Here is a 26,291-nt window from a genome sequence, read left to right on the forward strand (position 1 = left end):
TTCATTCGATCTGATTCGTTAAATAGCGGGCTATTCGCCTCATCAGATCGATAAACTTGTCTCGAAATCCGTCTCTCTCGCTACGATCGGTCAAACCCGACAGGCTCCTAGAAACCGACGGGTCACTGGCAGAGGAGAGGACGATGCAGCATCGTGTATTATTGATCACCGGGGCATCGAGCGGGATCGGCGCCGCCACGGCCCGGGCCGCCTCGCGGGAAAGCTACAAGCTGGTGCTGGCCGCCCGCTCCCGGGAGAAGCTGACGGCCCTGGCCGAGGAACTGGGCCCGGAGAACGTACTCGCCATCGGCTGTAACGTCACCGCCATGGAGGAGCAGCAGGCCATGGTCGAGCAGGCCATGGAACGCTTCGGTCGCATCGATGCCGTGTTCGCCAACGCGGGGCGCGGCGGCCCGCCGGGAGGCTTCAGTGGCGCCGACCACGAGGCCTGGCGCGAGATGATCCTGACCAACATCTACGGGGTCGGGCTGACCCTGCAGGCCACCCTGCCGGCACTGCGTCGCAGCCGTGGCCATGTGCTGCTGACCGGGTCGGCCGCCGGCCGCACCACCATTCCCGGCTCCATGTACGGCGCTACCAAGTGGGCGGTGAGCGGGATCGGCTACAACCTGCGCGAGGAGTTACGTGGCAGCGGCATCCGGGTGACCCTGATCGAGCCCGGCATGGTCAATACCCCCTTCTTCGACGACCCCCCGGAGAACGCCCTGGAAGACCGTGACATCGCCAACGCGGTGACCTATGCCCTGGGGCAGCCGGAACACGTGGATGTCAACGAGATCCTGATTCGCCCCACGCCTCCGCTGGGATGATCTACGCCTCTGCACACGCAACAGCATGACACCCAACCAAAGACCTTTCCCCTGACACTCTCGATCGGCGACAGGATTCCGGATATCACCCTCAAGACCCCTGGCCCCGATGGGCCACAGGACCTCTCCACCGGCGAATTCTTCGCCGACCGGCGCGTGGTGCTGTTCGCCGTGCCCGGCGCCTTCACGCCCGGCGGTTCCTGCCCGCTATAGCAGCCAGGCCCTGTGGCTCGAGTACCATTTTCTTGATGCGCCTGTTGGCCACATTTCCCCCTGACCCACCACAACATAGATACAACCGATTGTTATCCTTGTATTTTCTCGGGAAAGCTGAGAAGACTCATACTCTGCATGGGTCACCCACAGAGCCTGTAACATGACTTTACAATCATCCGGGATCGACCAACACTTACCGCGTCGACTCCACAACCACGATCATCCAGTGGTCGTGGGACAGGGCTCAGTTCATCTTCCGGCCAGGAACATGACTGCTGCCTGTGAATGACACCACAGAATCATGACCCCCGGGCCAAGACCCGTGGGCAGGACTCGCCTTTCGCAGGGCCTGATCACCATCAGCAATGGTTGCCAGCAACCATGAGGGAACGTGATGATGGAACCATCCAGGCAATTCATGACAGTAGGGAATACAACCTCTCTTCAGGATACGCTACAGCAGCTTTCAAGTTATGGCTGGTCGATCCACCATGCCGATAATGCACAGGAAGCGATGGAGTTATTGAACAGGGAAGTCTGCAGGGTCGGATTGACCGCCATCGACCCGTCGGCATCCTCGCTTCCCCTGGAAGTCAACACCAGGCCCGGCTTGTCGCAGATCCAGTGGGTGGCGATCCTCGAACATGATGTATTGCCGCACGACAAAGCTCGCGACCTGATCTATAACGCCTGCTATGCCTATCAAGCCCATCCCATCGATGCGAGACGACTCGATATCCTGCTGGACAGCGCACTGGGCATGGCGAGCCTTCATGAAGCTCCCCCTATCCCGACGCTTTCCTGTCCGGATGACGACTATCACATGGTCGGTGAGAGCCCGGTCATGCAGCAACTCTACCGAACCATCCACAAGGTGGCCGCCGCCGAGGCTCCCGTACTGATTACCGGGGAGTCCGGTACGGGGAAGGAACTCACGGCCCATGCCATCCATGCCCATTCATCCCGACGCCATGGCCCCTTCAATGTCGTCAATTGCGGGGCTCTACCTTCCGGCCTCATCCAATCCGAGCTCTTCGGCCATGAGAAGGGAGCCTTCACCGGTGCGAACCAACGCAAGATCGGCATCATAGAGAGCTCACAGGGAGGAACGCTTTTTCTCGACGAGATCGGAGACCTGCCCCTGGACATGCAGGTCAACCTGCTTCGCTTCCTGGAAAACCTCAAGGTCTTCCGGGTCGGTGGACTCCAGGAGATTCCCGTCGATGTCAGAGTCCTGGCCGCCACCCACGTCAACCTCGAGAAGGCGGTAGACAAGGGAGAGTTCCGCGAGGACCTCTATCACCGGCTCAATGTGCTTCAAGTCAGGACGCCGGCGCTAAGAGAGCACCCGGAGGACATCGAGCCCCTCGCCCGCTTCTTCTTCCAGAAGTTCTCTGCGGAAAAGCCATCTCGGGTACGTGGGTTCAGCCGCGACTGCACGGTGGTCATTCGGCAGCACCCCTGGCCGGGGAACATACGCGAACTGGTCAACCGGGTCAGGCGTTCCATGGTCATGTGCGAACACCGGCTCATCACGCCCTCCGACATGGGGCTGGAAAGGCGCCATCGCCTTTCCCGGGATACCGATACCCTTCAGCAGGTACGCGACATGGCAGAGTCCGACGCCATCAGGGCCGCCCTCGCACGCAACAAGCACAAGGTGCTGCATGCGGCGCGAGAGCTGGGCATCTCAAGGGTCACCCTGTATCGGCTTCTCGAGAAGCACTGTATCGACAAGAACGGTGGCTCGGATGATGGAGAAACGCACGATCCATCGACATCCAGATTCGTTCAACTAACCTCAACATGATGGAGGAAGGTCACAGGCGCCCGCTGACCAGACCTATTCATGTTAGCCAGGGGCGTTGTGATCGAAATCGGACCATGTCTCTCCCGGGGGACGAGGCACTACTCAAGCAAGAAGAAAAGGAAGGGAACCATGAGTTCACGAGCCACGAGCATCCTCTACACGGCCGGCATGCTATCGGTGATCGGCTGCACGCCCGTTCTGGCCCAGCAGACGGCACAGGACACGCAGATCCAGCCGGTTGGCCAAGAGCCCGAGGAGCGGGAGGTCCAGCCAGATGTCCAGGCCATGGCGGAATACGGCGGCGTGCTGACGCCCAAGGGCAGGCTGGTACTGGAGCCGGAATTCCAGTACTCCCACGAGAGCATCAACCGCATGACCTTCGAGGGGGTGGAAGTATTGAGTACCTTGCTGATCGGGGTGTTCACGGCACAGGATGTCGACCGGGACAACTACACGGCCTCGCTGACCGGCCGGCTGGGCTTTACCGATCGCCTGGAGCTCGAGATGAAGATCCCCTACGTCTATCGGGATGAATCGAACCGGGTAACGGTCTCCGAAGTCGACCCCGACTTCACCCTGGATCGCGAGTTATCCAACGATGCGCTGGGTGATATAGAGGTGGCTGCGCACTACCAGTTCAACCGTGGCCTCGATGGCATGCCCTACTTCATCGGCAATCTGCGCTACAAGAGCACCACCGGGGAAGGGCCCTTCGATATCCGTCGCAACAGCGCCGGTATCCCATTGGAACTGTCCACCGGCACAGGCTTCCACTCCATCGAACCCAGCATCACCATGCTGCTGCCTTCGGCGCCGGCGGTCTACTTTGCCAACCTGGGCTATGTCTTCCACCTGGAGGATAATGTCAACCAGCAAGTTACCCAGGATGATGAAGATCTTTTCATCCGAGATGTGGATCCCGGGGATGCCGTGAGACTGAGTTTTGGCATGGCCTACTCCATCAACCCGAGGACCTCCTTCACGCTGGGCTACAAGAATGACTTCATCGGCAAGACAGAGACGGAATATGTCGACAACAGCGACGGTACTACCACTCGGGTCAGTTCCAGCACCCTGAACGTCGGCGCCCTGCTGCTCGGCTGGTCCTACCAGTTGAATCCGGATGTCTCCGTCAACCTGGGCCTGGAACTCGGCATCACCGAGGATGCCCCGGACACGACCCTGACCCTTCGCATGCCCATCGGCATGAATGTGTTCTAACCAAGCCCATAAACCAAGGCGGCTGCCAAATCGGCAGCCGTCGCGTCATATTCCTAATATCATCTTCCACCATGCCCTCTTCCAGTCCAAAAGCGCCTCTCGTGCGATAATACGAGCTTGGCAGATGACTCATACCTATCAGCGCAGGATTCCCGAGAAGGAGTCAACAATGGAGGCCCGTTGCTTGGCCGCCCTCAGTGCCCCGATATTGCTGAGTCGAACGTCGATATTGATCCGCTGCTGTATATCCCGCCCGGAGGCATTACTCACCACACCACTGACGATGGCGTTGCGCGTGATATTGTGCAGGGCCGCCGTGAAACCCTTGTGATCGTTCAGGGTAATGCCGGAAAAGTCCGCCAGGCCCGAGAGGTCGACACCACCGGGGGTCACATCGGTTACTGAGAGTCCTGTACCGCCCCCCACCTGCCTGGCTGACCTGGAGGGATCACGGAATGTCTGGGACACGAGATCCATTCCCGCCTTCGTGAAGTTCACGACCGACACCAGCTCGATGCTATTATCGATCATCGTCTGCAACCTGGCCCCGAAATCCACATCGAGCCCACTGATATTGAACCCCGCCCGCATCTGATCGAGTTCAGCATCGGCGATGACCGTCCCTCGATGGAAGTCATCCTGCGTCGCGGACGACAGCGAAACCTCCGTATAGAGTCTCGCGGCTGCCTGATCACTCAGGTAATGTGACCGTTGTTCATTCAACCAGGCGTCACTTGCCGCCGGTGAGGCCGCCGGGGTTTCGGCGGCAACCAACACCAGCAGGGCGCCCACCCAACACACCCGGCTTGCCCCATGAATACTCCTCGCGCGAGACAGCATCTTCGCATCTCCTCATCACCGGCCCATCTCATTTCTGGCAGGCAGGGTCAGCAGGCTGGCACCGATGCTGGAGCGGCTCACGCCTCTTGCCAGCGGTGAGTCGGGGCGCACGGCCCAATCCTGCTCATGGTTGAAGTTGTTCCTGGCGATCTCGATCTCCCCGCGCGCGCCCAGCACCGTGCCGTTCCACAGGGACTCGAAGTGCTCCCTCGGCACCACCTGGGTACCCGCCGCGGGATCGCCCACCAGGATATTGTCGTCATCGATGCCCTTGACGACGACGAAATGCTTGTAGCCTCCAGTGTCCACCATCGTAATGGCCGGCACCCCGATGCGAATGAAGTCATCCAGGCTGATCCTGAATCCATCGGCATTGAGCCCCTGGGCATCCAGGTAACGCTTCATGTCCAGCATGGAAAAGCCATGGCGCTGGATCTGTTCGGCATCCCCGGCACGGATCATGCTCTCGAAGACCGCTGCCTCGGTGGTCTCACGCTGATAGTGGAAGGTCAGCAGGGTCGCGACGGACGCGGACCCACAGCTGAAGTCATACTGCTGCCGTATCACCCTGTCCCAGCCCTTCTCCTGCAGGCTCTTGGCCTCGACCTGAAAGCTGCCGAAACGATTGGCAATAGCCACCTGTCCGGCAAGGGCCGCCATAGAACTCCCCATGAGAACGAGTGATGCCATGCTGCAGCAGAGTTGCCTCGTGAGTTTCATGGCACGTCTTCCCCTGGTTGGAAATCGGGTATCCGAACCCGATAGGGGCTCAGTTGGCGATAAAGACACTGATGCCCACCGCATTGTTGATGGAATTCCCGTTGCCGGTCACGGCGCTGAAGATTCCCGTACCGCTATAGCTCCCCAACGCATCGGAGGCGAAACTGATGTTGCCCGAGACCATATCGCCACCGATATCGAAGGAGGTATCCGTTACCGAGGCCTTCAGGTTCTGGACGCTTTTTACCGTAGTGAGGTTGACGATCGCACCTCCCTCCCTGGCCCTGGCCTTACCCATTTCCTCCAGGTTCATCCGCTCCATCGCGGCGAAGCCATCTTCCTGAAGCGCAGAGCCATCATCTGCCTGGCTCTGTGCCGCCCCGAAGGTGATCAGCACCATGGCGAACGTAATAGCCATCAACTGCAGTTGTCGGCGGGGTAAAGTTGAGAGAGTTGAACTGACTGATGACACCTTCATGGCCTTGACTCCCGATATCCGGTCCATAGGGACAGTTCATCAAGGGAGCCGGTGGGGTTGCCCCCACCAGCTCCCGCTTCTTGCGAGCGCGTCATGCGCCCCGGATCATCAGTTGCCGATGCCCACATTACTGTGAGCCGCGACGTTGGTGCCGGACACCTGGGAGTTGTAGAGGCCGGTGGACACGTTCATGTTGTTGATGCCACCGAACACCCCGGCCGCGACGGACACGTTGGCCGCACCGGTAGCCAGGCTGGCACCGCCGCCATTGCCGCCGTTGCCACCTGCACCGCCGTTGCCGGCATAGGCATAGGCATCACCGGTGGTGGCACTGCCACCCCCACCGCCGCCACCATTACCGTTGCCGCCGTTCCCGGCTACAGCACCAGCATCCCCACCGGAACCACCGGCGCCGGCTGTGGCCGTGCCACTTCCAGAGCCACTACCAGTACCGGTGCCGGTGCCTGCTCCACCAGTACCATTACCGGAACTGGCGGTGGCGCCGGAGCCTGAATCGGAACCAGCATTCTGCGAGCCGCCTGTTCCCAAGCCCCCATCACCGGTATCGTCATTTTCTGCATTGGCACCCGAAGCGGAGCCAGCTGATGTTCCTCCTACGCCTCCGCCTTGGCCGCTACCACCACCTAAGCCAGCACCGAGCCCGATACCGCCGGCATCGCCACCCGAGGCATCGGTTCCGCTAAAGGCACCAGCACCGCCGCCAGAGCCACCGTTTCCATTGCCGCCATTACCGCCGACACCGATGCCCACATTGGCGGAAAGCGCACCGCCACCAGCACCACCGGTCGCGCCGGTAGCACCCCGGGCGCCGTTGATGTTGATACCGGAACCAACCACGGTGGAGTTGAGCTCCTGCATGGAGATAACGCTGGTAGAGGTGTTGTAGGACTCGCTCATGGCCCAGGCGTCACCGCCGCGGCCGGTCGAGCCACCCGCTCCACCCATACCAGATCCGGCAGAATAGCCACCAGTACCTGCACCACCGGTACCGCCATTGGCATTCCTCGCATCGTCATCGTTATCAGCGATGCTTCCACCATTGGCGCTGCCACCAGTACCACCACCGGCAAGACCCAGACCGAATCCGGCCCCACCATTGGCATTGCCACTGTCGCCGCCGGTAGCGGTGGCCGTTGAGGTCACATCCTGATCTACATCATCGGCAGCACCAACGCTCGGGTTGGCGTGCGCCGTGGAGATGGCCATTACCATGGCCAGCAGAGGGGTACCCGCTACTACAAGATACTTTTTCATGATCATGTCTCCATTTGTTGTGTCTGCTGCAGCCTGCGAACTCGCGCCATCGTCCCTACCAATGAATTCTGGACCCTTGAATGACGCTTCCTGCTCGCAGTCACCAACCCATCAGCATGATCCGTGCCAGCTGAGAATCCCCTGGATGTAATTGACTGTAAAAAAGGAAAATTTATAAATGCCAGCCACTTCCCCATCAGTGGAGGCATTGCAGCGGCCTTTTGTAACTGAATGGTTAGTGCCTCATCGGTGAAACACTAGATCGGCAAGAAAACCTGGAATGCCGTGCATTCTCTTCAGAAACAAGCCACTACCAACATCACATGAAGTGACTCGGTAGCGTTACAGTCCGGTATCGAAAAAAGACCGAGCCGACAATCGGTCGACTGGCTAAAGGCTGGCGACACAAGAGGCCAGTGCAACTGGCTTCTGGCTGCGAAGCCTGAAGAAGATCAGTAGAGGTGCTGCTCGAGAGCTGAATGACACGGCAGCGGATGAGTTGCCGCCATCCGCACCACGCTGCCCACCACGATAAGGCAGGGCGAGGGCAAGGGTTCGGCGGCGAGCCGTGCCGGCATGTCCGCGAGGTTCCCGACCAGCGAGCGCTGTTCGGGCAGGCTGGCATTGGCCACCAGCATCACCGGCCAGTCGTCGGGGAGCCCAGCCCCGCGTAACCCGTCGCAGATCGCCGATACCTTGCTGAGCCCCATATAGAACACCAGGGTCTCGTCCCGGCGGGCCAGCGAGGCCCAGTCGGGCTCAGCGTCTTCCCGGCAGCGCTGGGCCGTGACGAAACGCAACTGCTGGGCATGGGCGCGGTCGGTGAGGGGGATGCCCATGGCGGCACAGGCCGCCGAGGCGGCGGTAATGCCGGGCACGATCTCGACCGGGACACCGGCCTTGCCCAGGGCGGCGAGCTCCTCCCCCATGCGCCCGAACACGCCCGGGTCCCCGCCCTTGAGGCGCACCACTGACTTGCCCTGACGCGCCAGCCTGACCATCAGCTCGCCGATCTCGGCCTGGGGTACGCTATGGTGACCGCGGGCCTTGCCCACGTCGTAGCGCTCCCGTCCGACGGGAATCAGCGCCAGCACCTCATCACCGGCCAGGCGGTCGTAGACCACGGCATCGGCCTGCGTCAGCAACCGCGCGGCCTTGAGGGTCAACAGGTCGGCAGCACCGCTGCCGGCCCCCACCAGATAGACGCTGCCGTTACGGCAATCGCCATCCCGCGGCCCATCCGCGGGACGCGCTGCACTGCCGAAACGCTCGGCGAGCCAGCGGCCTGCCCCTTGGGCGAGGCGTGCCAGCAGCGTGCCCGCCATGCCCGGTGCTTCAAGCGACATCGATGGTGTTGGGTTGCGTCTTGGCGAACGCATGGGCCCCCTCCTCTTCGGCACGTGGTTCGGCACTTTCTTCGATCAGGGATTTGAGTTCGGGAATGCAGCTGCCGCATTGAGTGCCGCAGGCCAGTCGGGCGCCCAGCGCCTCGACGCTGGCATCCCCCTCTCGGATGGCAGCGACGATGGCCCTCTGCCCCACCTGGTGACAACTGCAGACCAGCGGACCGCTATCGCCGGCCCCATCGTCGCAACCGGCGAGCAACCGGCGCCGGCGTCCGGCGTCCAGCCCCTCGCCCCCGGCCGCTTCGGCGAAGCGCTCGGTGAGCCAGGCCAGGCCGGGCAGCTCGGCGGGGGGGCCCACCATCAGCCACCAGCGCAGGCGTCCTTCCGCGATGCCGGCGGCGCGCCACCGTCCGCCATCCGGATCCTCGCTCCACAGCGTCGGCGCGGTCGGCAGATACGCCGCCAGCCAGGTCCGCCAGTCCGGTGCGTCCCCCGGGTGACCGGCCAGTTGCCAGCGCTCGGCATGGCTCAGGGGAATACGCGCCCAGTAGGCGACATCGCCACGGATCTCGCCACCGAGTGTCAGGTCGTCCGCTACCAGCAGGGTCGCTTCCCAGCCGGCCGCCAGCAGTGCGAGGGCGACCGCGCCTTGCTTGAGTTCCGGCTGGCCGGAGACGGGATCGAGATGGGCCTCGAGCAGCGCTCCCGTCCGGGCCGTGCCGCTGAACTGGTCGGTCCAGTGGATGGGCACGAAGAGCTCGCCGCGACGCTGGGCCCGGGAGAGGCGCACCCGGCCGACGTAGTCGCCGCCGGCGCCGGAGAGCCGCGCCAGCTGCTGGTCCTCGATGCCCTGGGCAGCGGCATCTTCCGGTGCAACCTCGATGAAGGGTTCGGCACGGTGGTTCATCAGCCGCGGAGCCCGGCCGGTACGCGTCATGGTGTGCCACTGGTCGCGCACTCGGCCCGTATTGAGCCGCAGCGGTCGAGCCGGGCTGAGCGACTGCTCGGGGCCACGTGGCCGCACCGGGACCAAGTGGGCTCGCCCATCCGGGGTGGCGAAACGGCCATCCTCGAACAGCCGGGCGGTGCCGTGAGGGGCGTCGGCCGTCACCGGCCACTGGATGGGGGCCAGGGCGTCGTAGGCCGCACGATCGAGGCCGGCCAGCGCCGAGATATCGAAGAGCCGTGCACTCTCGGCGGCGTTCTCGAAGGCCGACAGGCGGGCATGCTCGTCGAAGATCTCGCCGGGGTGCCGGTAGGCGAAGGCCTCGCCGACGCCCAGGCGCCTGGCCACCTCGACCATGATCCACCAGTCGTGGCGAGCCTCTCCCGGCGGCGGCAGCAGGCCTCGCTGGCGCGAGATGCACCGCTCGGAATTGGTCACGGTACCGTCCTTCTCGGACCAGCCCGTGGCCGGCAACACGATGTCGGCATAGGCCAGCAGGTCGGTGTCGGCCACGCACTCGGAGACGATCACCAGCGGGCAACGTGCCAGGGCGCGACGCACGCGGTTGGCATCGGGCAGGCTCACTGCCGGGTTGGTGGCCATGATCCATACGGCCCGGAGCTCGCCGCGCTCGATTGCCGCGAACAGCTCGACGGCCTTGTGGCCCGGTCCCTCGGGCAGGGTCGGCACCAGGCCGTCGGTGGTCCAGAAGCGCGTCACCCGGTCGAGGGCGCCCGGCGTGTGGTAGTCCATGTGGGCGGCGAGCTGGTTGGCCAGGCCGCCCACCTCGCGGCCGCCCATGGCATTGGGCTGGCCGGTGATCGAGAAGGGGCCGGCGCCGGGCAGGCCGAGCTTGCCGCCGGCCAGGTGGCAATTGATGATGGCGTTGGCCTTGTCGGTGCCGCTGGAGGACTGGTTGATGCCCTGGGAGAAGAGCGTCACCACGTGCAGCTGGCTGGCGAACCAGTAGAAGAAGGTCTCCAGGCGTTCCGCATCGACATCGCAGTCGGCGGCGATGGCCTCCAGCGTGGTATCGTCCCCCCGCGCCGCGGCCAGGGTCTCGTCCAGCCCCTGGGTGTGCTTCTCCAGGTAGACCCGGTCGAGCTTGCCCTGGTCGGCCATCCAGGCCAGCAGGCCGTTGAACAACCGCGCATCGCTGCCCGGTGCCACACCCAGGTAGAGGTCGGCGATCTCGCAGCTGTCGGTGACCCGCGGGTCGATCACCACCACCCGCATCAGGGGATTGCGGCTCTTGGCGGTACGCAGCCGCTGGTAGAGGACCGGGTGGTTCCAGGCCAGATTGGCGCCCACCAGCACCACAAGTTCCGCCTCCTCGAGATCCTCGTAGCTGCAGGGTACGGCATCGGCACCGAAGGCACGCTTGTGGGCCGCCACCGCCGAGGCCATGCACAGCCGCGAGTTGGTATCCAGGTGCGGCGTGCCGAGGAAGCCCTTGAAGAGCTTGTTGGCGACGTAATAGTCCTCGGTGAGTAGCTGCCCGGACAGATAGGCCGCCACGGCCTGGTCGCCATGGGCGGTGCGGGTTGCCTGGAGCCGCTCGGCCACGGTGTCGAGGGCGGTATCCCAGTCGACCTCCACGCCATCGACCCGGGGCCGTAGCAGCCGCCCGTGATCGCCCAGGGTCTCGTGCAGTGCCGAGCCCTTGACGCACAGCCGACCGAAGTTGGCCGGGTGGTCGCTGTCGCCGTCCACCCCGGTGAGACGGTCGCCCTCGAGCCGCGCCAGCACGCCGCAGCCGACGCCGCAGTAGGGACAGGTGGTTCGGGCCTGATGCATCTCGACCTCCTTTCAGGACTGCAGACGACGACGCCCACCGCGATTCCCGAGGGAATCCAGCGGTGGGCGTCGTTGCCGTGATGGGGAGGCGACACAGTGCCTCCCCGCTGATAAGGGGGAATCAAGCAATCCCCGTGCCAGCAAGCCCCTACTCCTTGGCACCTGGCGGCTTGGGTACGGAATCAGGCCCCGCGCCCTCGCCTCCTGCACCATGCCAGGGGCGCCATCGGCTTCACCTGCACCATTTTGGACCATATCGGCCGCCTAGCGGACACGACCCAGGGCCGCCGGGCCCCGTGCGACGGGTAACGCCGAGTCTGGAATGCATCTTGCAGCACTGCTGCCATCAGAAGCCGAGCCACGAGCGACACACCCTATGCCACCACCCCTGAAGATCCTGCTGGTCGACGACGAGGTCGTCCGCGCCGCCATGATCGAGGAAGCCCTGACCCGCCAGGGCCACCGGGTCATCTGCCGGTTGACCAGCCCGGCGAGCCTCAACGAGAGGGTCGCCTGCCACCAGCCCGATGTGGTGATCATCGACATGGAATCCCCCGACCGCGACACCCTGGACAGCATGGCGCTGCTAAATCGCGAGAACCCGCGCCCAGTGGTGTTCTTCGCCGACCAGCACGACCCCGAGACCATGCAGGCGGCCCTCAAGTCCGGCGTCAGTGCCTATGTGGTCGACGGCCTGCTCCCCGGCCGGGTCAAGGCGATCATCGAGGTCGCCATCACCCGCTTCGATGCCTTCCAGTCGATGCGCCAGGAGCTCGATCGCGCGCGCAACCAGCTGGTCGAACGCAAACGCATCGAGCGGGCCAAGGGGCTGCTGATGAAGCACCAGGACTGCGACGAGGATCAGGCCTATCGCATGCTGCGCAAGCTGGCCATGGACCGTGGCCAGCGGATCGCCGAGGTGGCCGACAGCGTCATCGATATTCTCGAACGCCTGCAGAAGGGGCCGCTCTCATGACCGCCACACCCTCACCGGAACTCACCCGCCTGACGCTGGGTTTCATCCCTCTGCTCGATGGCGCCCATATGCTTGCGCCCCTGCCGCTGGCCATGAGCCTGGGCTGGGGCGAGCGCCCTGCGAGATCCTGGCGCCCATCACCCTGAGCCGCAGCGGCAATACCCTCACCTTGTCGCCTGACCTGGCAGGCGCCAGCGGCGCCCGCCTCACAGAGGACCCCGCCGACAGCGGCTTGCCCCTGCCGCGGTGCTGCGCCCCGAGGCCGCCGGCCGTTTCGCCGAGCCCATCGCCCGGTACATGCAGGCTAACGGTCGGCACCTGGATCGCCGCACCCAGGAGGAGTGCTACAGCCCCGTGCATTTCGACGCCACCACGCACCACTGATGTGCAACCCCGCCAGAACAAGGCGAACTGGAAGCCGGAAAGACGTGACTCTATTGCACTGGAAATAAAGGAGAAATATAGATTTCATGGTCAGCTGGCCAGATTCTTGATGGTAACGGGAAAGCCGCGATCAATGGCGATCGCGCCATTCAATGACGAAGACGTCTCCGCGCTTCCCGATGTCGGGCAGCGTCGAGGCGTCTTTTTTTGTTCGCGCCTGTTCGCGAGAGAGGTGAAGCGATGAGTCACCGACATTCCCCGGCACCGATCGAGCACCTGGTGATCGTCGGCAATGGCATGGCCGGCCATCGGCTGGTCGAGGCCCTGGCCGGACACCCCGGACGACCGGCCCGCATCACCGTAGTCGGCGCGGAGCCCACCCCGGCCTACAACCGCATCCTGCTCTCGCCCTGGCTGGCCGGCGAGATGGATCGCGCGGCCCTGACCCTGCGCGAGGCCGACTGGTACGCCGAGCAGGGCGTGACATTGGTACTCGGCGAGCGGGTCAAGGGCCTCGATCGCCGGGCCCGCCGCCTCACCCTGACGAGTGGTCACGTCATCGACTACGACCGCCTGGTGCTGGCCACCGGCTCGCGACCGACCCTGCCGGCGGTCCCTGGCATCGGCCTCGACGGCGTGCACGGTTTCCGCGACCTGGACGATGCCCAGGCGCTGGCGGCGGCGGCCGGGACTGGCGGACGGGCGGTGGTCGTCGGCGGCGGCCTGCTCGGTCTCGAGGCTGCCGAGGGGCTACGCAAGCAGGGCATGGCCACCAGCGTGCTGCAGCGCTCATCGCGGCTGATGAACCGTCAGCTCGACGCCACCGCCGCCCAGCTGCTGGAGGCCGAGCTCGCCGGTCGCGGCCTGGCGGTTCACACCGACGCGCGGCTGGCCGCCCTGGAGGACGGCGGCGGCGGCCGGGTCGCCGCGGTGCATCTCGAGGATGGCCGCCGGCTGCCGGCCGACTGCGTGGTCGTCGCCGCCGGCATCACCCCCAACGTCGAGCCGGGACGCGGCGCCGGCCTCGTGGCCGACCGCGCCCTGGTCGTCGACGGGTTCCTCACCACCTCGGACCCGGCCATCCATGCCCTAGGCGAGTGCTGCCAGTTCCAGGGCACCACCTATGGCCTCGTGGAGCCGATCTGGCACCAGGTCGAAGTGCTGGCCGCTTACCTGTGCGGCGAGGCCGTGGCGGGCTACGAGGACGCCCCCAGCGCCACCAAGCTCAAGGTCAGCGGCGTGTCGCTCTATGCCTTCGGCCCCACCGCGCCGGACGACCACCACGAGGTCCTCAGCTACCACGACCCCGAGCAGGGCGACTATCGCCGCCTGCTGCTGCGCAACGGCCGCATCGACGGGGCCGTGCTCTATGGCGACACCGCCATGGGCGCCTGGTACTTCGCCCAGGCCCAGGCCGGGCGCGACCTCGGCCCCTGTCGGCAGGCCCTGCTGCTCGGCGCGGCCGATGCCGAGGCCCTGCTCGACGCCCACGCATCAAGGACCCACCCCCAGAAGGAGGCCGCATGAACAAGCCACGTCTCATCATCATCGGCAACGGCATGGTCGGCCACCACCTGGTCGAGCAGCTGGTCCAACAGGGCGCCACCGAGCGCTACGCCATTACCGTGTTCGGCGAGGAGCGCCACCTGGCCTATGACCGGGTGCATCTCTCCGAGTACTTCAGCGGCCGCAACGCCGAGTCCCTGGCGCTCTCCACCGGCGACTTCTACGCCGAGCACGGCATCGAACTGCGTCTCGCCGAGGCGGTCACCGCCATCGACCGCGACGCCGGCAAGGTGGTCACCACCGAGGGCCGCATCCCCTACGAGCGCCTGGTGCTGGCCACCGGTTCCTTCCCCTTCGTGCCGCCGATTCCCGGCAACGACCGCGACGGCTGCCTGGTCTACCGCACCCTGGATGATCTGGACGCCATCCGCAGCGCCGCCGAAAACGCCGCCACCGGCGTGGTGGTGGGCGGCGGGCTGCTGGGTCTGGAGGCGGCCAATGCCCTGCGCGGCCTGAGCCTGGACACCGCCGTAGTGGAATTCGCCCCACGCTTGATGCCCATGCAGGTCGACGCCGAGGGCGGCGAACTGCTGCGCGAGAAGATCGAGGCACTGGGCGTGCAGGTGCACACCGACCGCGCCACCCAGCGCATCGAAGACGGTGTGGACGCCGCGCACCGCATGGTCTTCCAGGACGACAAGGTGCTGGAGACCGACCTGATCGTGTTCTCCGCCGGCATCCGTCCCCGCGACGAGCTGGCTCGCGACTGCGCCCTGGAGGTCGGCGAACGGGGCGGCGTGGTGATCGACGACCGCTGCCTGACCAGCGACCCGGCGATACTGGCCGTGGGCGAGGTGGCGCTGTGGAACCAGAGCATCTTCGGCCTGGTGGCCCCCGGTTACCAGATGGCCAAGGTGGCGGCCGACACCCTGCTCGGCGGCGAGGGCGAGAGCTTCCGCGGCGCCGACATGTCGACCAAGCTCAAGCTGCTCGGCGTCGACGTGGGCGCCATCGGCGATGCCCATGGCAACCAGACCCCGGGGGCGCGGATGTTCCGCTATCTGGACCCGCTCAAGCAGGAGTACCGCAAGCTAGTGGTCTCCAGCGACGGCAAGCGCCTGGTCGGCGCCATGCTGGTGGGCGACAACGGCGTCTACGACACCCTGCTGCAGTACTACGCCAACCGCATGGAGCTGCCCGAGGAACCCGCCTCGCTGATCCTGCCCTCGAACGAAGGCGCGCCGACCCTGGGGCCCGATGCCCTGCCCGAGACCGCGACGATCTGCTCGTGTCACAACGTCACCAAGGGCGACATCTGCGCGACCCTGGATGCCGGCGCCAGCGACCTCGCCACGGTCAAGGGCGAGACGCGCGCCAGCACCGGCTGCGGCGGCTGTGCGGCGCTGCTCAAGAGCGTGGTCGACCACGAACTCGAGGCCCGCGGCGTGGAGGTCGACCCGTCGATCTGCGAGCACTTCGCCCACACCCGCCAGGGGCTCTATGACATCGTCCGCGTGGAGGGCATCAAGACCTTCGGCGAGCTGATCGACAAGCACGGCAATCCCGACACCCACCGGCCAGGCTCTTCATCAGCCCCGAAGCCAGGCTCTTCATCAGCCCCGAAGCCAGGCTCTTCATCAGCCCCGAAGCTAGGCTGTGACATCTGCAAGCCGGCGGTGGCCTCGATACTCGCCTCCTGCTTCAACGAGCCCATCACCGACGCCGCCCATGTCCCGCTGCAGGACACCAACGACACCTTCATGGCCAACATGCAGAAGAATGGCACTTACTCGGTGGTGCCGCGCATCGCCGGCGGGGAGATCACCCCCGACAAACTGGTGGTGCTGGGCCAGGTGGCGCAGAAATACGGCCTCTACACCAAGATCACCGGCGGACAGCGCATCGACCTGTTCGGCGCCCGCCTGGAGGACCTGCCGGACATATGGGGCGAGCTGATCGAGACGGGCTTCGAGACCGGCCACGCCTATGGCAAGTCGCTGCGTACCGTGAAGTCCTGCGTCGGCAACACCTGGTGCCGCTACGGCGTGGCCGACAGCGTGGGCATGGCGATCAAGCTCGAGCACCGCTACAAGGGGCTGCGCTCGCCCCACAAGCTCAAGTTCGGTGTCTCGGGCTGCACCCGCGAGTGCGCCGAGGCCCAGAGCAAGGACATCGGCGTGATCGCCACTGAGAACGGCTGGAACCTGTATGTGTGCGGCAATGGCGGCATGCGCCCGCGCCATGCCGAGCTATTCGCCACCGACCTCGACGACGAGGCGCTGATCCGCACCATCGACCGCTTGCTGATGTTCTACGTGCGCACCGCCGACCGATTGCAGCGCACCTCGGTATGGCGCGAGAACCTCGAGGGTGGCCTGGACTACCTCAAGGCGGTGGTGCTCGAAGACAGCCTGGGCATCAATGAGGAGCTGGAAAGCCAGATGCAGGCCGTCGTCGACACTTACCAGTGCGAGTGGGCCAATGCCATCGGCGACCCCGAGAAGCTCAAGCGCTTCAGAAGCTTCGTCAATGACAGCCGCCCCGACCCGGACATCATCATGACCAGCGAGCGCGGCCAGCTCCGTCCAGCTTGATCCTCATGTGACCCCACCGAGCACCCATCAAAAGGATACCTATCCATGACGACCGCTACCGCGACCAATCCCATGACCCAGACCTGGCAACGCCTCTGCCACCGCGCCGACCTGGTGCCCTTCTCCGGCGTCGCCGCCTGGGTGGAAACCGCCGAGGGCCCCGCTCAGGTGGCCATTTTCTATATTCCATGCGGCCCGAACACGCCGCAGCCAGCCGGCCCGAACACGCCGGAAGGCACTTTACCCGGCCCGAACACGCCGGGAGAGGCCGGCCACGAGAGCGAGCTCTATGCCATCGACCACCACGATCCCATCGCCGGCGCCAACGTCAACGCCCGGGGCATCGTCGGCGACCTGAAGGGCCAACCGGTGGTGGCCTCGCCGCTCTACAAGCACCACTACCGGCTGACAGACGGCCAGTGTCTGGAAAACCCCGGCCTGCGCCTGCGCACCTGGGCGGTGAGCTTCCACGAGGACAGGGTGATGATCCGGGCCTGAGGTTGGCTGGCCGCTCCCCGCCTCGGCCGATATGCTGATAGTGTGATGCGACGCAGCATCATGAAGCACCGGGAGAGCGGAGATGAGCGAGAAAAGACAGATTGACCTGGCCCTGCAGGGTGGCGGCGCCCATGGCGCCTTCACCTGGGGCGTGATGGACCGTCTGCTCGAGGACGAGCGCATCGAGATCGAGGGCATCAGCGGCACCAGTGCCGGCGCCATGAACGGCGTGGTGATGGCCGATGCCCTGACCCGCGGCGACGAATCCACCGCCCGCGTGGCCCTGCGCGACTTCTGGCGGGCCGTCAGCCGAGCCGGCATGGCGAGCCCCGTGCGCCGTGCGCCGCTGGACGTGCTGACCGGCAACTGGAGCCTCGATCATTCCCCCGGCTATATCGCCCTGGACCTGATGAGCCGGCTGGTCTCGCCCTACCACTTCAATCCCTTCAACTTCAATCCGCTGCGAGACATCGTCGCCGAACGGGTCGACTTCGCGCGGGTCCGGGCCTGCGAGAACCTCAAGCTCTTCGTCACCGCGACCAACGTGCGCAGCGGCAAGCAACGGATCTTCTCCCGCGAGGAGATGAGCCTCGATGCGGTGATGGCCTCGGCCTGCCTGCCCACAGTCTTCCAGGCGGTGGAGATCGACGGCGAGGCCTACTGGGACGGCGGCTACATGGGCAATCCCTCGCTCTCGCCGTTGCTGCACGACTGCAGCGCAGGAGACATCCTGGTGGTGCAGATCACTCCCATGTATCGCCAGGAGGTGCCGACCAACGCCGCGGACATCCTCAATCGCCTCAACGAGATCACCTTCAATTCCGCCCTGATCAAGGAGGTGCGCACGATCGTGATGCTGCAGAAGCTGCTCGGCGAGCATGACATCGACATCGGCTGCTACGGGGAGGCCCGGCTCCACCACCTCAGTGGCGACGAGCCGCTGGCTCACCTCTCCGTCTCCAGCAAGCTCAATGCCGAGTGGGCCTTCCTCTGCCACCTGCATGAGCTGGGGCGCGCGACCACCGAGGCCTGGCTCGCCGAGCACTTCGACGACCTGGGCCAGCGCTCCACCCTGGACGTGGAACGCATCTACCAGGAGATCGAGGCCACTCGCTGAGCTAACGTTGACGGCCCATCGCGATATTGCTTTGCAGCATGGACGAACACCGTCCATGCTCGAGACAGGATGGCACCTTGCCGTTCGAGAGGCATCCAACCGGAGAGGATCACAGCAAAGGAGGTGACGCGTCGTATCCAGCGGGACGACACCGCGGCGCCCCTGTCACGTCGCTGACATCATGCGCCGGCAGTGTCGACACTATGACGACAAGGAGAACTGCGCCGATGGTACGCATCGACAAGAAGGCCACCCGGCTCTACGTGCTGGACACCAATGTCCTGATCCACGACCCCGCCGCCCTCTACCAGTTCGACGAGCACGAGGTGGTCATCCCCATGACCGTGCTCGAGGAGCTCGACAAGCACAAGAACGGCATCCGCGAGATCGCCCGCACCGCTCGCCAGGTCAGCCGCACCCTGTCCGACCTCACCGCCAGCGTCGAAATCGACCAGATCCGCGACGGCATTCCCATCCCTCGACTCATCGGCCCCGAAGGCCGCCTGCGCCTGCTCTGCTACACCGACCTGAAGCCCCTGGATCCGCTGGAGGAGAGCCCCGACAACCGCATCCTGGCCGAGGCCTGCCGGCTGCGTGACGAACGACCGGACGCCTCGGTGATACTGGTCACCAAGGACATCAACCTGCGGGTCAAGGCGGCCGCGCTGGGGGTGCCGGTGGAGGACTACCTCACCGATCGCGCCTTTGACGACAGCGACGCCATGATCGACGGCGCCCGGATCTATCCCGATGCCGGCCACGACGGCAGCGGGCTCTGGGACAACCTGTCAGTCGACGTCAAGGTCGAGCGCCACGACCACAGAGTCGTCTATCGCCTGGCCGGCGACATCCCCCGCGAATGGCACCTCGGCATGCTGGTCTCGGACAGCGACAACGGCGCCAGCTTCGAGGCCATCGTGCGCGAGGCGGGGCCGAAGCACGCCCACCTCGAGCTGCTCACCAACTACCGTCATGGCACCAGCGTCTGGGGGGTTCACGCCCATGACAGCCGCCAGAACTTCACCCTCAACCTGCTGATGGACGATGATATCGACCTGGTGACCATCGCCGGCAGCGCGGGCACTGGCAAGACCTACATGACCCTGGCCGCGGCCTTCCAGCAGACCCTGGACGTCAAGCGCTTCGAGCGCATTGTCTTCACCCGGGCACCGATCTCGATGAGCGAGGACATCGGCTTCCTGCCGGGCACCGAGGAGGAGAAGATGTCGCCCTGGATGGGGGCCTTCCACGACAACATGGACAACCTGCTGCGCGACGAACACGACGGCAGCAGCACCTGGAACCAGGACGCCACTCGCCAGCTACTCGGCTCGCGGGTGCAGATCCGCGCCCCCGGCTTCATGCGCGGGCGCACCTTGAACGACACCTTCCTGATCATCGACGAGGCGCAGAACTTCACCCCCAAGCAGCTCAAATCCTTGATCACCCGGGCCGGGCGCAACACCAAGATCGTCTGTCTGGGCAACGTCGGCCAGATCGATACGCCGTATCTGACTGCCAACACCTGCGGCATGGCGGCGGTGGTCCAGCACTTCTGCGACTGGCCCCATGCCGGCCACGTGACCCTCAAGAGCGTCGAGCGCTCACGCCTGGCCCTTGCCGGCGAGGAACTGCTCTAGCAGACGCACAAGGGCCGGTGCCTGACGGGCCCGGCCCTTCGTTCGACGCTTCCCGGCTCGTCCCGTGCCGTCAGGAACCGCGGTTGACCGCCTTCTCGATCAGCGCCTCGCTCTCGCTGCCGGGGCCCTTCTTCAGCACCGTCTGGGCCTCATGCCAGAGGCAGATGAAGCGGTGGCAGGAGGCGCAGTGCACCTGGTCATCGGGGTTCTTGACCTGTGAGACGCGCATCAGATGGCTGCCGCAGCTGGGGCAGGCGACCGGCAGGCGAAAGTCTTCCGACAGGGACATGGCAATGCTCCTCGTGTTGCGTGGTGGATTGTGGATGGTACCCATCCTGCCGATATCGCCCGCGATTCTCCAGCCACCCGCCCCGTCATCAACGGGTATCCTTGCGGATCCAGGGATAGTTCGGCGATCCGGCCAGTCGATTTCGCCCCTCATGCTTGGCCCGGTAGAGCGCCTGGTCGGCCTGGGACAGCGCCAGGTCCAGGCTGCCCTCGGGCGGCAGCACCGCCAGCCCCAGGCTTACCGTGATCCGCAGCGTGGTGTCCGCCACCTCGAGCTCGATCGCCTCCACGGCGGAGCGCAGTCGGTCGAGCACCCCCCAGGCCTCGTCGGGCGTGGTGTCCACCAGCATCACGACAAACTCCTCGCCGCCGATGCGGGCGAAGAGGTCATAAGGACGCAGGCAGTCACGACAGGTCGTGGCGAAGGTCTGCAGGGCCAGGTCGCCGACAGCATGGCCATGGGTGTCATTGAGGCGCTTGAAGTGGTCGATATCGAGCATCGCCAGGGGCACCGAGCGGCCCTGGCGGGCGGCATGCGCGCGCACCGCCTCGCCGAAGTCGAAGAAGGCCCGCCGATTGAGCGCCCCGGTGAGCATGTCGGTGCTGACCAGCTTCTGGGTGCGCTGCTCTTTCTGCTTGCGCGGGGTGATGTCGATCAGCAGGCCGTCCCACAGGGTGATGCCGTCACGGCGGCGCGAAGCGCTTGCCCGGCCCTCTAGCCAGCGAACGCCGTCGGCCGTCTCGAGGCGGAACTCCAGCCCCCAGGGTTCCAGGCTCACCGCCGACTGGGCCAGGGAGGTGGTCAGGGCGCCCCGATCCTCGGCATGGATCCGCTCCAGCAGCGTATCGGCGCGGTCCATCACCGAGTGCGGCGACAGGCCCGCCAGCGCCCGCAGCCCATCGCTGAGATAGAGGAAACCGAGCCCACCCCGGGTGTCCTGGCGAAGCTGGAAGACGACTCCCGGGAGCCGCGAGAGGGTCCCCTGGAAACGCTCCAGCAGGGCGTGGTCGTGCAGCGCCTTCTGGCGCAGTGCCGTGATGTCGTGGAGGGTGACCAGCAGTTGCAGCGGCTCGTCCCGGCACGCGCCGAGGGGCTGGAAGACGCCATCCTGGTGGATCAGCCGGCCGTCGGCGCGGCGACACAGTAGCACACCCCGCCAGGGCCGGCGGCGCGCGACGCAGTGGGCCAGGGCATGGCTCATGGCGCCGTGCAGCGGGGTCACGTCCAGGCAGGTGATGCGGCGACCGAGCAGGGCCTCAGCCGGATGGCCGCTGTGCTGCTCGAAGCCCGGATTGACGCGCAGGATGACCCCGTGCGCATCGATGAGCATGACGACGCCCGGGAAGCAGTCCAGCAGCGCCTCGGCCAGCGGCTCCTGCTTCCCCCTGTGCGATCTCCATGTTCGCCACTTGTCCCTGATTCGCGCCATGCCCCACACCTTGGGGATCCCCGCATCGGTTTCGGAAGGGGGTATCCCGCCCCCATTCCCTTACCCTACTCCAGGATGGCAGGCGACACAGCGAAAACTGCCTACGTCCGACTAGAGACTAGAGTTTCAGCCGATCTGCCACGTAATCGGCGTCCTTGTCGCCACGGCCGGAGAGGTTGACCAGGATATGCTGGTCGGCCGGCAGGGTCGGTGCCACGCGCATGGCCCAGGCCACGGCGTGGGCACTCTCCAGGGCCGGGATGATGCCCGGAAGGGCTCATGGTCTTGGTCCTGACGGCATGCGGAATAACGGCCTGCCATCTTGCCCCGCCCTCTCGACGCTGTGGAGGCGACCTTCGCTGAAGCCTCAGGCCGCCAGCCAGAGCCCGAGGTTGAGCAGCGCCAGGCTGCCCAGCAGCAGGGCGACATTGAGCCCCAGCCACGGCAGCAGCGGCGAGGGATCGCCAGCGGCCAGCTTGCCGGGCAGGCGCCAGAGCCCCACCGCCAGCCGCAGGGCCACGGGGGCGGCCAGCCACATCAGCAAGGCCCAGGCAGGCAACCAGCCGCCCAGCCAGGCCAGCGGGATCACCGCGAAGGCAGCGAGCACCAGGACCGCCACCAGGCGCGCCGCGCGCCCCACCCCCAGCACGATGGCCAGGTGGTGCCGCCCGGCCCGGCGGTCAGGCTCGATGTCCGGCAGCTGGTTGGCCAGCAGCAGCGCGCTGACCATCAGGGTCGGTACCAGCGAGGCGGCCAGGGCCGTAGCGGAGAAAGCCCCGGTGAGTGCCTGGTTCGCGCCCACCACCATCAGGGTGCCGAAACCGATCCCCGGCGCCACCAGGCAGAGCCAGGGACGACGAGTCAGCCAGCCGGTGTAAGCCACCACCAGCGCCATGCCGAGCAGCCCGTAGAGCAGCATGAGCGGGCCTGAGCGCCACAGGAACCAGGTCCCGATGGCCACCACCCCGGCCAGGCAAGCGAAGGCGGCGCGCCGCACCGCCCCCGCTGCCCCGGGGTGCTGGGGCAGCGAGCCGCTGCCCCCCGAGAAGGGCGTGCGGATGGTGGTGGCATCCAGGCCGCTGACGAAGTCGTGATGTTCGTTGAACAGGTTCACCGCGGCGTGGGCCAGCAGCGTGGCGAGCAGCACCAGCAGGATCGCGTGTCCCTCGGGGGCGTGGCCATCCTGCCAGGCGGTGGTCACCGCCAGGCCCGCGCAGAGGGGAGAAAGCACCAGAAAGCCAGGGCGCACACTGCGCCAGCAGGCGTGCAGCCCGGTGGCCGGGGACGTGGTCGCCGTCATGGGGCACCCGCAGTCATGGGGCGGACGACACCGCTCAGTGGGCGAGTCGCTCGGCAAGCCAGCGGCCGATGTCACCGATCTGCTGCGGGCAGAGCGCATGGGCCATGGGATAGCGACGATAGTGCGCTGGATAGCCCAGCGAGCGCACCTGCTCATAACCGGCCTTGCCCAGTGACTCGGAGACCACCGGGTCGAAGCTGCCATGGTGCACCTCGATGGGCAGGCCCCGATTGGCGTCGGAGAGCTCGATGCTATCGGGCGTGGCGAAGTAGGTGGAGAGTGCCAGCAGGCCGCCCAGCGGCTCCTCGAAGGAGAGGGCCGCCTGGTAGGCCACCGCACCGCCCTGGGAGAAGCCCGCCAGGATGATGCGACGACTGTCGATACCGTGCTCGATCTGTTGCCGCATCAGGGCCTGGATGCGCTCGGCAGAGGCCATCAGCTGGGGCTCGTCGATCTGACGGTCGAGGCTCATCTCCTTGATGTCGTACCAGGCCGGCATGACCATGCCGCCGTTGACGGTCACCGGCAGGCGGGGCGCATGGGGCAGGATGAAGCGCACGGCATCGTCGGTGGGCAACGGAAGTGCCGGCACCAGAGGCTCGAAGTCGCTACCGTCGGCCCCGAGGCCGTGCAGGATGATGACGCAGGCATCGGCGGGTCTGCCGCTACGCGGCTCGATGATCAGTTCATCGGGGTTGCTCATGGCATCGATTCCAGGGCCAGTAAATGGAGGCGGTCAAAAGCCGACACCCTACCGCAAACGCCGCTCGGCGGCGAGCGCGCTCAGAAGGGCCAGATCAGCGGGATCAGCGCCAAGGCCACCGCAGCGGTCAGCAGGTTCAGTAGCCCGCCGAGGCGCAGGAAGTCACTGAAGCGATAGCCACCGGGGCCGAAGACCATCAGGTTGGTCTGGTAACCGATGGGCGTCAGGAAGCTGGCTGAGGCGGCGAACATCACCACGACCACATAAGGCATCGGGCTCACACCGAGATTCTCGGCGCTGGCCATCACCACCGGAAAGGTGATCACCGCGGCGGCATTGTTGGTGACCAGGGACGTCAGCAGGGTCACCAGCACATAGACCGTACCCAGCAGCAGCCAGGGGTTGCCGTCGGCCAGCCCCAGGGCAACGTCGGCAAGGGCGGCCGCGGCGCCCGAACTCTCCAGGGCGGCCCCGAGCCCGAAGGAGGCGGCGATGGTCAGCAGCACCTGGGTGTCCAGCCCCCGCTTGGCCGCCTCCACCGTGCAGCAGCCGGTGGCCAGCGCCAGGGCCGCACCCAGCATGGCGGCGTTCATCATGCTCATCACCCCCAGGGTGGCCAGCGCCACCACGCCGGCCAGGATGGCCCAGGCCAGCCAGGCCTTCTCATGAACCGGTCGGGCCGAGCCGTTGACCTTGCTGATCAGCAGGAAGTCGCGAGACTGGCGATGCCGCTCGATGAAGGGCGGGCGCGCCTCCAGCAGCAGCACGTCGGCGGGCTGCAGGCGGATCTGGCCGAGGTTGCCGGCGACCCGCTCGCCACCGCGGCACACCGCCAGCACGGCGGCACCATAGAGGGTCCGGAAGTGCCCGTCGCGAATGCGCCGGCCGATGAACTGGCACTGGTCGGAAACCACCGCCTCCACCAGGCGGCGCTCCTTGAAGTCCTTCTCGAGGCTCGATTCGCCCTGCCGCGTCGGCACCAGGCCACGGATCTGCTGCAGCTCGACGGCCCCCTCGCTGGTGCCGGCGAACACCAGCCGGTCGCCGCCCTTGAGTCGCTCGCCCGGCCCCACCACGCTGACGATGTTGCCCTCGCGCTCGATCTCCACCAGGAACAGCTCCTGCAGATGGCGCAGCCCGGCCTCCTCCACCGTACGATCGACCAGCGGACCGCCGGCGTCCACCTCCATCTCGATGGTGAACTCGCGGGGATTCTCGAAGACCGCCTCCACCCCTCGCCGCGCCGGCAGCAGCCGCGGCCCCAGCAGGATCAGATAGGCCAGGCCCACCACCGCCACCGGCACGCCCACCCAGGCGATATCGAACAGCCCCATGGCCAGAGACGGGTCACGATCGATCAGCAGACCATGCACGACCAGGTTGGTACTGGTGCCGAACAGGGTGATGGTGCCGCCGAGAATCGAGGCGAAACTGAGTGGCATCAGCAGGCGATGTGCCGGTACGGACACGCGCCGGCTCCAGCTGAGCACGGCCGGGATGAAGGTCGCCACCACGGGGGTATTGTTGAGAACGCCGCTCAGCGAGGCCACCGGCAGCAGCAGGCGCACTAGCGCCTGCCGCTCGCTGCGGGGACGCCCCAGCACATGGCGGATGATCAGGTCGATGCCGCCGGTCTCGCGGATGCTGGTGACCAGCACATACATGAAGGCCACGGTGAACAGGCCCGTGCTGGAGAAGCCCGCCAGGGCCTGGCCGGGGTCGATCACCCCCAGGGTCAGCAGCAGGATCACCGCACCGAGCAGCACGATGTCGGGGCCCACGCGCGAGAAGGCCATCAGCGGGAAGACGGCGATGACGACGGTGAGAGAGAGCCAGGCATCCAGCGGCATGGGCAGATCCGGTGACGAAAGGGAAAGGCCCATTGTGACCGCCACCGAATATTCTAAAAAGTTATTTTTAGAAATCTATCTATTCATTATTTGAATATAAGAACCAAAGGCAACACAACGAAAAAGGCCCGCTTTCGCGGGCCTTTTTCACCTGCCGTGAGGCAGTCACATCAGGGTCGGTCGACGTTCAGCCGATGACCTGGATGTTGGAAGCCTGGAGGCCTTTCTTGCCCTGGGTGACGTCGAAGGAGACCTTCTGACCGTCTTGCAGGGACTTGAAGCCTTCAGCCTTGATCTCGGAGAAGTGAGCGAACAGGTCGTCACCGTTGTCGTCCGGAGAAATGAAGCCGAAGCCTTTAGTGTCGTTGAACCACTTGACAGTACCGGTAGCCATTATCGAATTCCTCGAATAGCGTTAGATTGTGCCGGGAAATACCCGAGTTGCAGTGGGTAAAACAAGAAACTTTCACCGGGAAATCGACGCTATGAGCTTTCGATGACCACTTGCGATGTTCCACTTGCTAAC

At 65.4% G+C, this 26,291-nt stretch carries 22 protein-coding genes and 2 pseudogenes; 11 read left to right on the forward strand and 13 right to left on the reverse strand.

Features of this window, described 5'->3' with window-relative positions; all coding sequences use genetic code 11:
- Positions 1-143 precede the first annotated feature (143 nt).
- From OP498_RS16285 to OP498_RS16300, 4 genes and pseudogenes are all read left to right on the forward strand, one after another.
- Complete coding sequence (locus OP498_RS16285; protein WP_280547423.1) at positions 144-830, forward strand: SDR family oxidoreductase; 687 nt, start codon at positions 144-146, stop codon at positions 828-830.
- Between the two features lie 51 nt (positions 831-881).
- Positions 882-1,031, forward strand: a pseudogene (locus tag OP498_RS16290) (redoxin family protein); the annotation flags it as partial.
- Positions 1,032-1,440: 409 nt separating this feature from the next.
- The gene (locus OP498_RS16295; RefSeq protein WP_280547424.1) at positions 1,441-2,856 is read left to right on the forward strand and encodes a sigma-54 dependent transcriptional regulator; all 1,416 of its coding nucleotides are present in this window, start codon (positions 1,441-1,443) and stop codon (positions 2,854-2,856) included.
- Positions 2,857-2,985: 129 nt separating this feature from the next.
- Positions 2,986-4,077, forward strand: coding sequence for a transporter (locus OP498_RS16300; RefSeq protein ID WP_280554427.1), 1,092 nt, complete (start codon positions 2,986-2,988; stop codon positions 4,075-4,077).
- A 138-nt stretch (positions 4,078-4,215) separates the two neighbouring features.
- Here OP498_RS16300 and OP498_RS16305 read toward each other — a convergent pair whose 3' ends face one another.
- From OP498_RS16305 to OP498_RS16330, 6 genes are all read right to left on the reverse strand, one after another.
- Entirely contained in the window at positions 4,216-4,917 is a 702-nt protein-coding gene (locus OP498_RS16305) for a hypothetical protein (protein ID WP_280554428.1), read from the reverse strand.
- A gap of 15 nt (positions 4,918-4,932) precedes the next feature.
- A complete protein-coding gene (locus tag OP498_RS16310) occupies positions 4,933-5,577 on the reverse strand; it encodes a C39 family peptidase (RefSeq protein WP_280547429.1) in 645 nt (214 codons plus the stop codon).
- A gap of 109 nt (positions 5,578-5,686) precedes the next feature.
- The gene (locus tag OP498_RS16315) at positions 5,687-6,115 is read right to left on the reverse strand and encodes a hypothetical protein (protein WP_280554430.1); all 429 of its coding nucleotides are present in this window, start codon (positions 6,113-6,115) and stop codon (positions 5,687-5,689) included.
- A 108-nt stretch (positions 6,116-6,223) separates the two neighbouring features.
- Entirely contained in the window at positions 6,224-7,390 is a 1,167-nt protein-coding gene (locus OP498_RS16320) for a hypothetical protein (RefSeq protein WP_280554432.1), read from the reverse strand.
- A 452-nt stretch (positions 7,391-7,842) separates the two neighbouring features.
- Complete coding sequence (gene cobA / locus OP498_RS16325; RefSeq protein ID WP_280554434.1) at positions 7,843-8,769, reverse strand: uroporphyrinogen-III C-methyltransferase; 927 nt, start codon at positions 8,767-8,769, stop codon at positions 7,843-7,845.
- Positions 8,726-11,479 (reverse strand): nitrate reductase, encoded by a 2,754-nt coding sequence (locus tag OP498_RS16330; RefSeq protein WP_280554435.1) that lies wholly within the window; start codon positions 11,477-11,479, stop codon positions 8,726-8,728. Before OP498_RS16330 ends, cobA begins: the two co-directional genes overlap by 44 nt.
- 376 nt (positions 11,480-11,855) lie before the next feature.
- Between OP498_RS16330 and OP498_RS16335 the strand changes: the two genes are divergently transcribed.
- From OP498_RS16335 to OP498_RS16365, 7 genes are all read left to right on the forward strand, one after another.
- The gene (locus OP498_RS16335) at positions 11,856-12,455 is read left to right on the forward strand and encodes an ANTAR domain-containing protein (RefSeq protein ID WP_280547434.1); all 600 of its coding nucleotides are present in this window, start codon (positions 11,856-11,858) and stop codon (positions 12,453-12,455) included.
- The gene (locus OP498_RS16340; RefSeq protein ID WP_280547436.1) at positions 12,452-12,601 is read left to right on the forward strand and encodes a hypothetical protein; all 150 of its coding nucleotides are present in this window, start codon (positions 12,452-12,454) and stop codon (positions 12,599-12,601) included. Before OP498_RS16335 ends, OP498_RS16340 begins: the two co-directional genes overlap by 4 nt.
- Before the next feature lie 478 nt (positions 12,602-13,079).
- Positions 13,080-14,366: an FAD-dependent oxidoreductase gene (locus OP498_RS16345; protein WP_280547437.1), complete on the forward strand. Its 1,287-nt coding sequence runs from the start codon at positions 13,080-13,082 to the stop codon at positions 14,364-14,366.
- Positions 14,363-16,939 carry a nitrite reductase large subunit NirB gene (nirB, locus tag OP498_RS16350; protein WP_280547438.1) on the forward strand — a complete coding sequence of 859 codons (2,577 nt, stop codon included), beginning with the start codon at positions 14,363-14,365 and terminating at the stop codon, positions 16,937-16,939. The genes OP498_RS16345 and nirB overlap by 4 nt, the downstream gene beginning before the upstream one ends.
- 45 nt (positions 16,940-16,984) lie before the next feature.
- A complete protein-coding gene (locus OP498_RS16355; RefSeq protein ID WP_280547439.1) occupies positions 16,985-17,437 on the forward strand; it encodes a nitrite reductase (NAD(P)H) small subunit family protein in 453 nt (150 codons plus the stop codon).
- 82 nt (positions 17,438-17,519) lie between these two features.
- Positions 17,520-18,554: a patatin-like phospholipase family protein gene (locus tag OP498_RS16360; RefSeq protein WP_280547440.1), complete on the forward strand. Its 1,035-nt coding sequence runs from the start codon at positions 17,520-17,522 to the stop codon at positions 18,552-18,554.
- A 227-nt stretch (positions 18,555-18,781) separates the two neighbouring features.
- Complete coding sequence (locus tag OP498_RS16365; protein WP_280554436.1) at positions 18,782-20,194, forward strand: PhoH family protein; 1,413 nt, start codon at positions 18,782-18,784, stop codon at positions 20,192-20,194.
- A 70-nt stretch (positions 20,195-20,264) separates the two neighbouring features.
- Here OP498_RS16365 and OP498_RS16370 read toward each other — a convergent pair whose 3' ends face one another.
- From OP498_RS16370 to OP498_RS16400, 7 genes and pseudogenes are all read right to left on the reverse strand, one after another.
- Positions 20,265-20,483, reverse strand: coding sequence for a hypothetical protein (locus OP498_RS16370; RefSeq protein WP_133635369.1), 219 nt, complete (start codon positions 20,481-20,483; stop codon positions 20,265-20,267).
- Between the two features lie 88 nt (positions 20,484-20,571).
- Entirely contained in the window at positions 20,572-21,912 is a 1,341-nt protein-coding gene (locus OP498_RS16375; RefSeq protein WP_280554438.1) for a diguanylate cyclase, read from the reverse strand.
- A 118-nt stretch (positions 21,913-22,030) separates the two neighbouring features.
- Positions 22,031-22,186, reverse strand: a pseudogene (locus tag OP498_RS16380) (tryptophan synthase subunit beta); the annotation flags it as partial.
- Positions 22,187-22,279: 93 nt separating this feature from the next.
- Positions 22,280-23,212 (reverse strand): prenyltransferase, encoded by a 933-nt coding sequence (locus OP498_RS16385; RefSeq protein ID WP_280554440.1) that lies wholly within the window; start codon positions 23,210-23,212, stop codon positions 22,280-22,282.
- Positions 23,213-23,246: 34 nt separating this feature from the next.
- Entirely contained in the window at positions 23,247-23,915 is a 669-nt protein-coding gene (locus tag OP498_RS16390; RefSeq protein WP_280547446.1) for an alpha/beta fold hydrolase, read from the reverse strand.
- 80 nt (positions 23,916-23,995) lie between these two features.
- On the reverse strand, positions 23,996-25,765 hold the full coding sequence (locus OP498_RS16395; RefSeq protein ID WP_280547448.1) for an SLC13 family permease: 1,770 nt from the start codon (positions 25,763-25,765) through the stop codon (positions 23,996-23,998).
- A 187-nt stretch (positions 25,766-25,952) separates the two neighbouring features.
- Positions 25,953-26,159: a cold-shock protein gene (locus OP498_RS16400; RefSeq protein WP_040185674.1), complete on the reverse strand. Its 207-nt coding sequence runs from the start codon at positions 26,157-26,159 to the stop codon at positions 25,953-25,955.
- Positions 26,160-26,291: the final 132 nt, after the last annotated feature.

It is taken from the genome of Halomonas sp. 25-S5, from assembly GCF_029889845.1.
In the GTDB taxonomy this organism is placed as follows: Bacteria; Pseudomonadota; Gammaproteobacteria; order Pseudomonadales; family Halomonadaceae; genus Halomonas.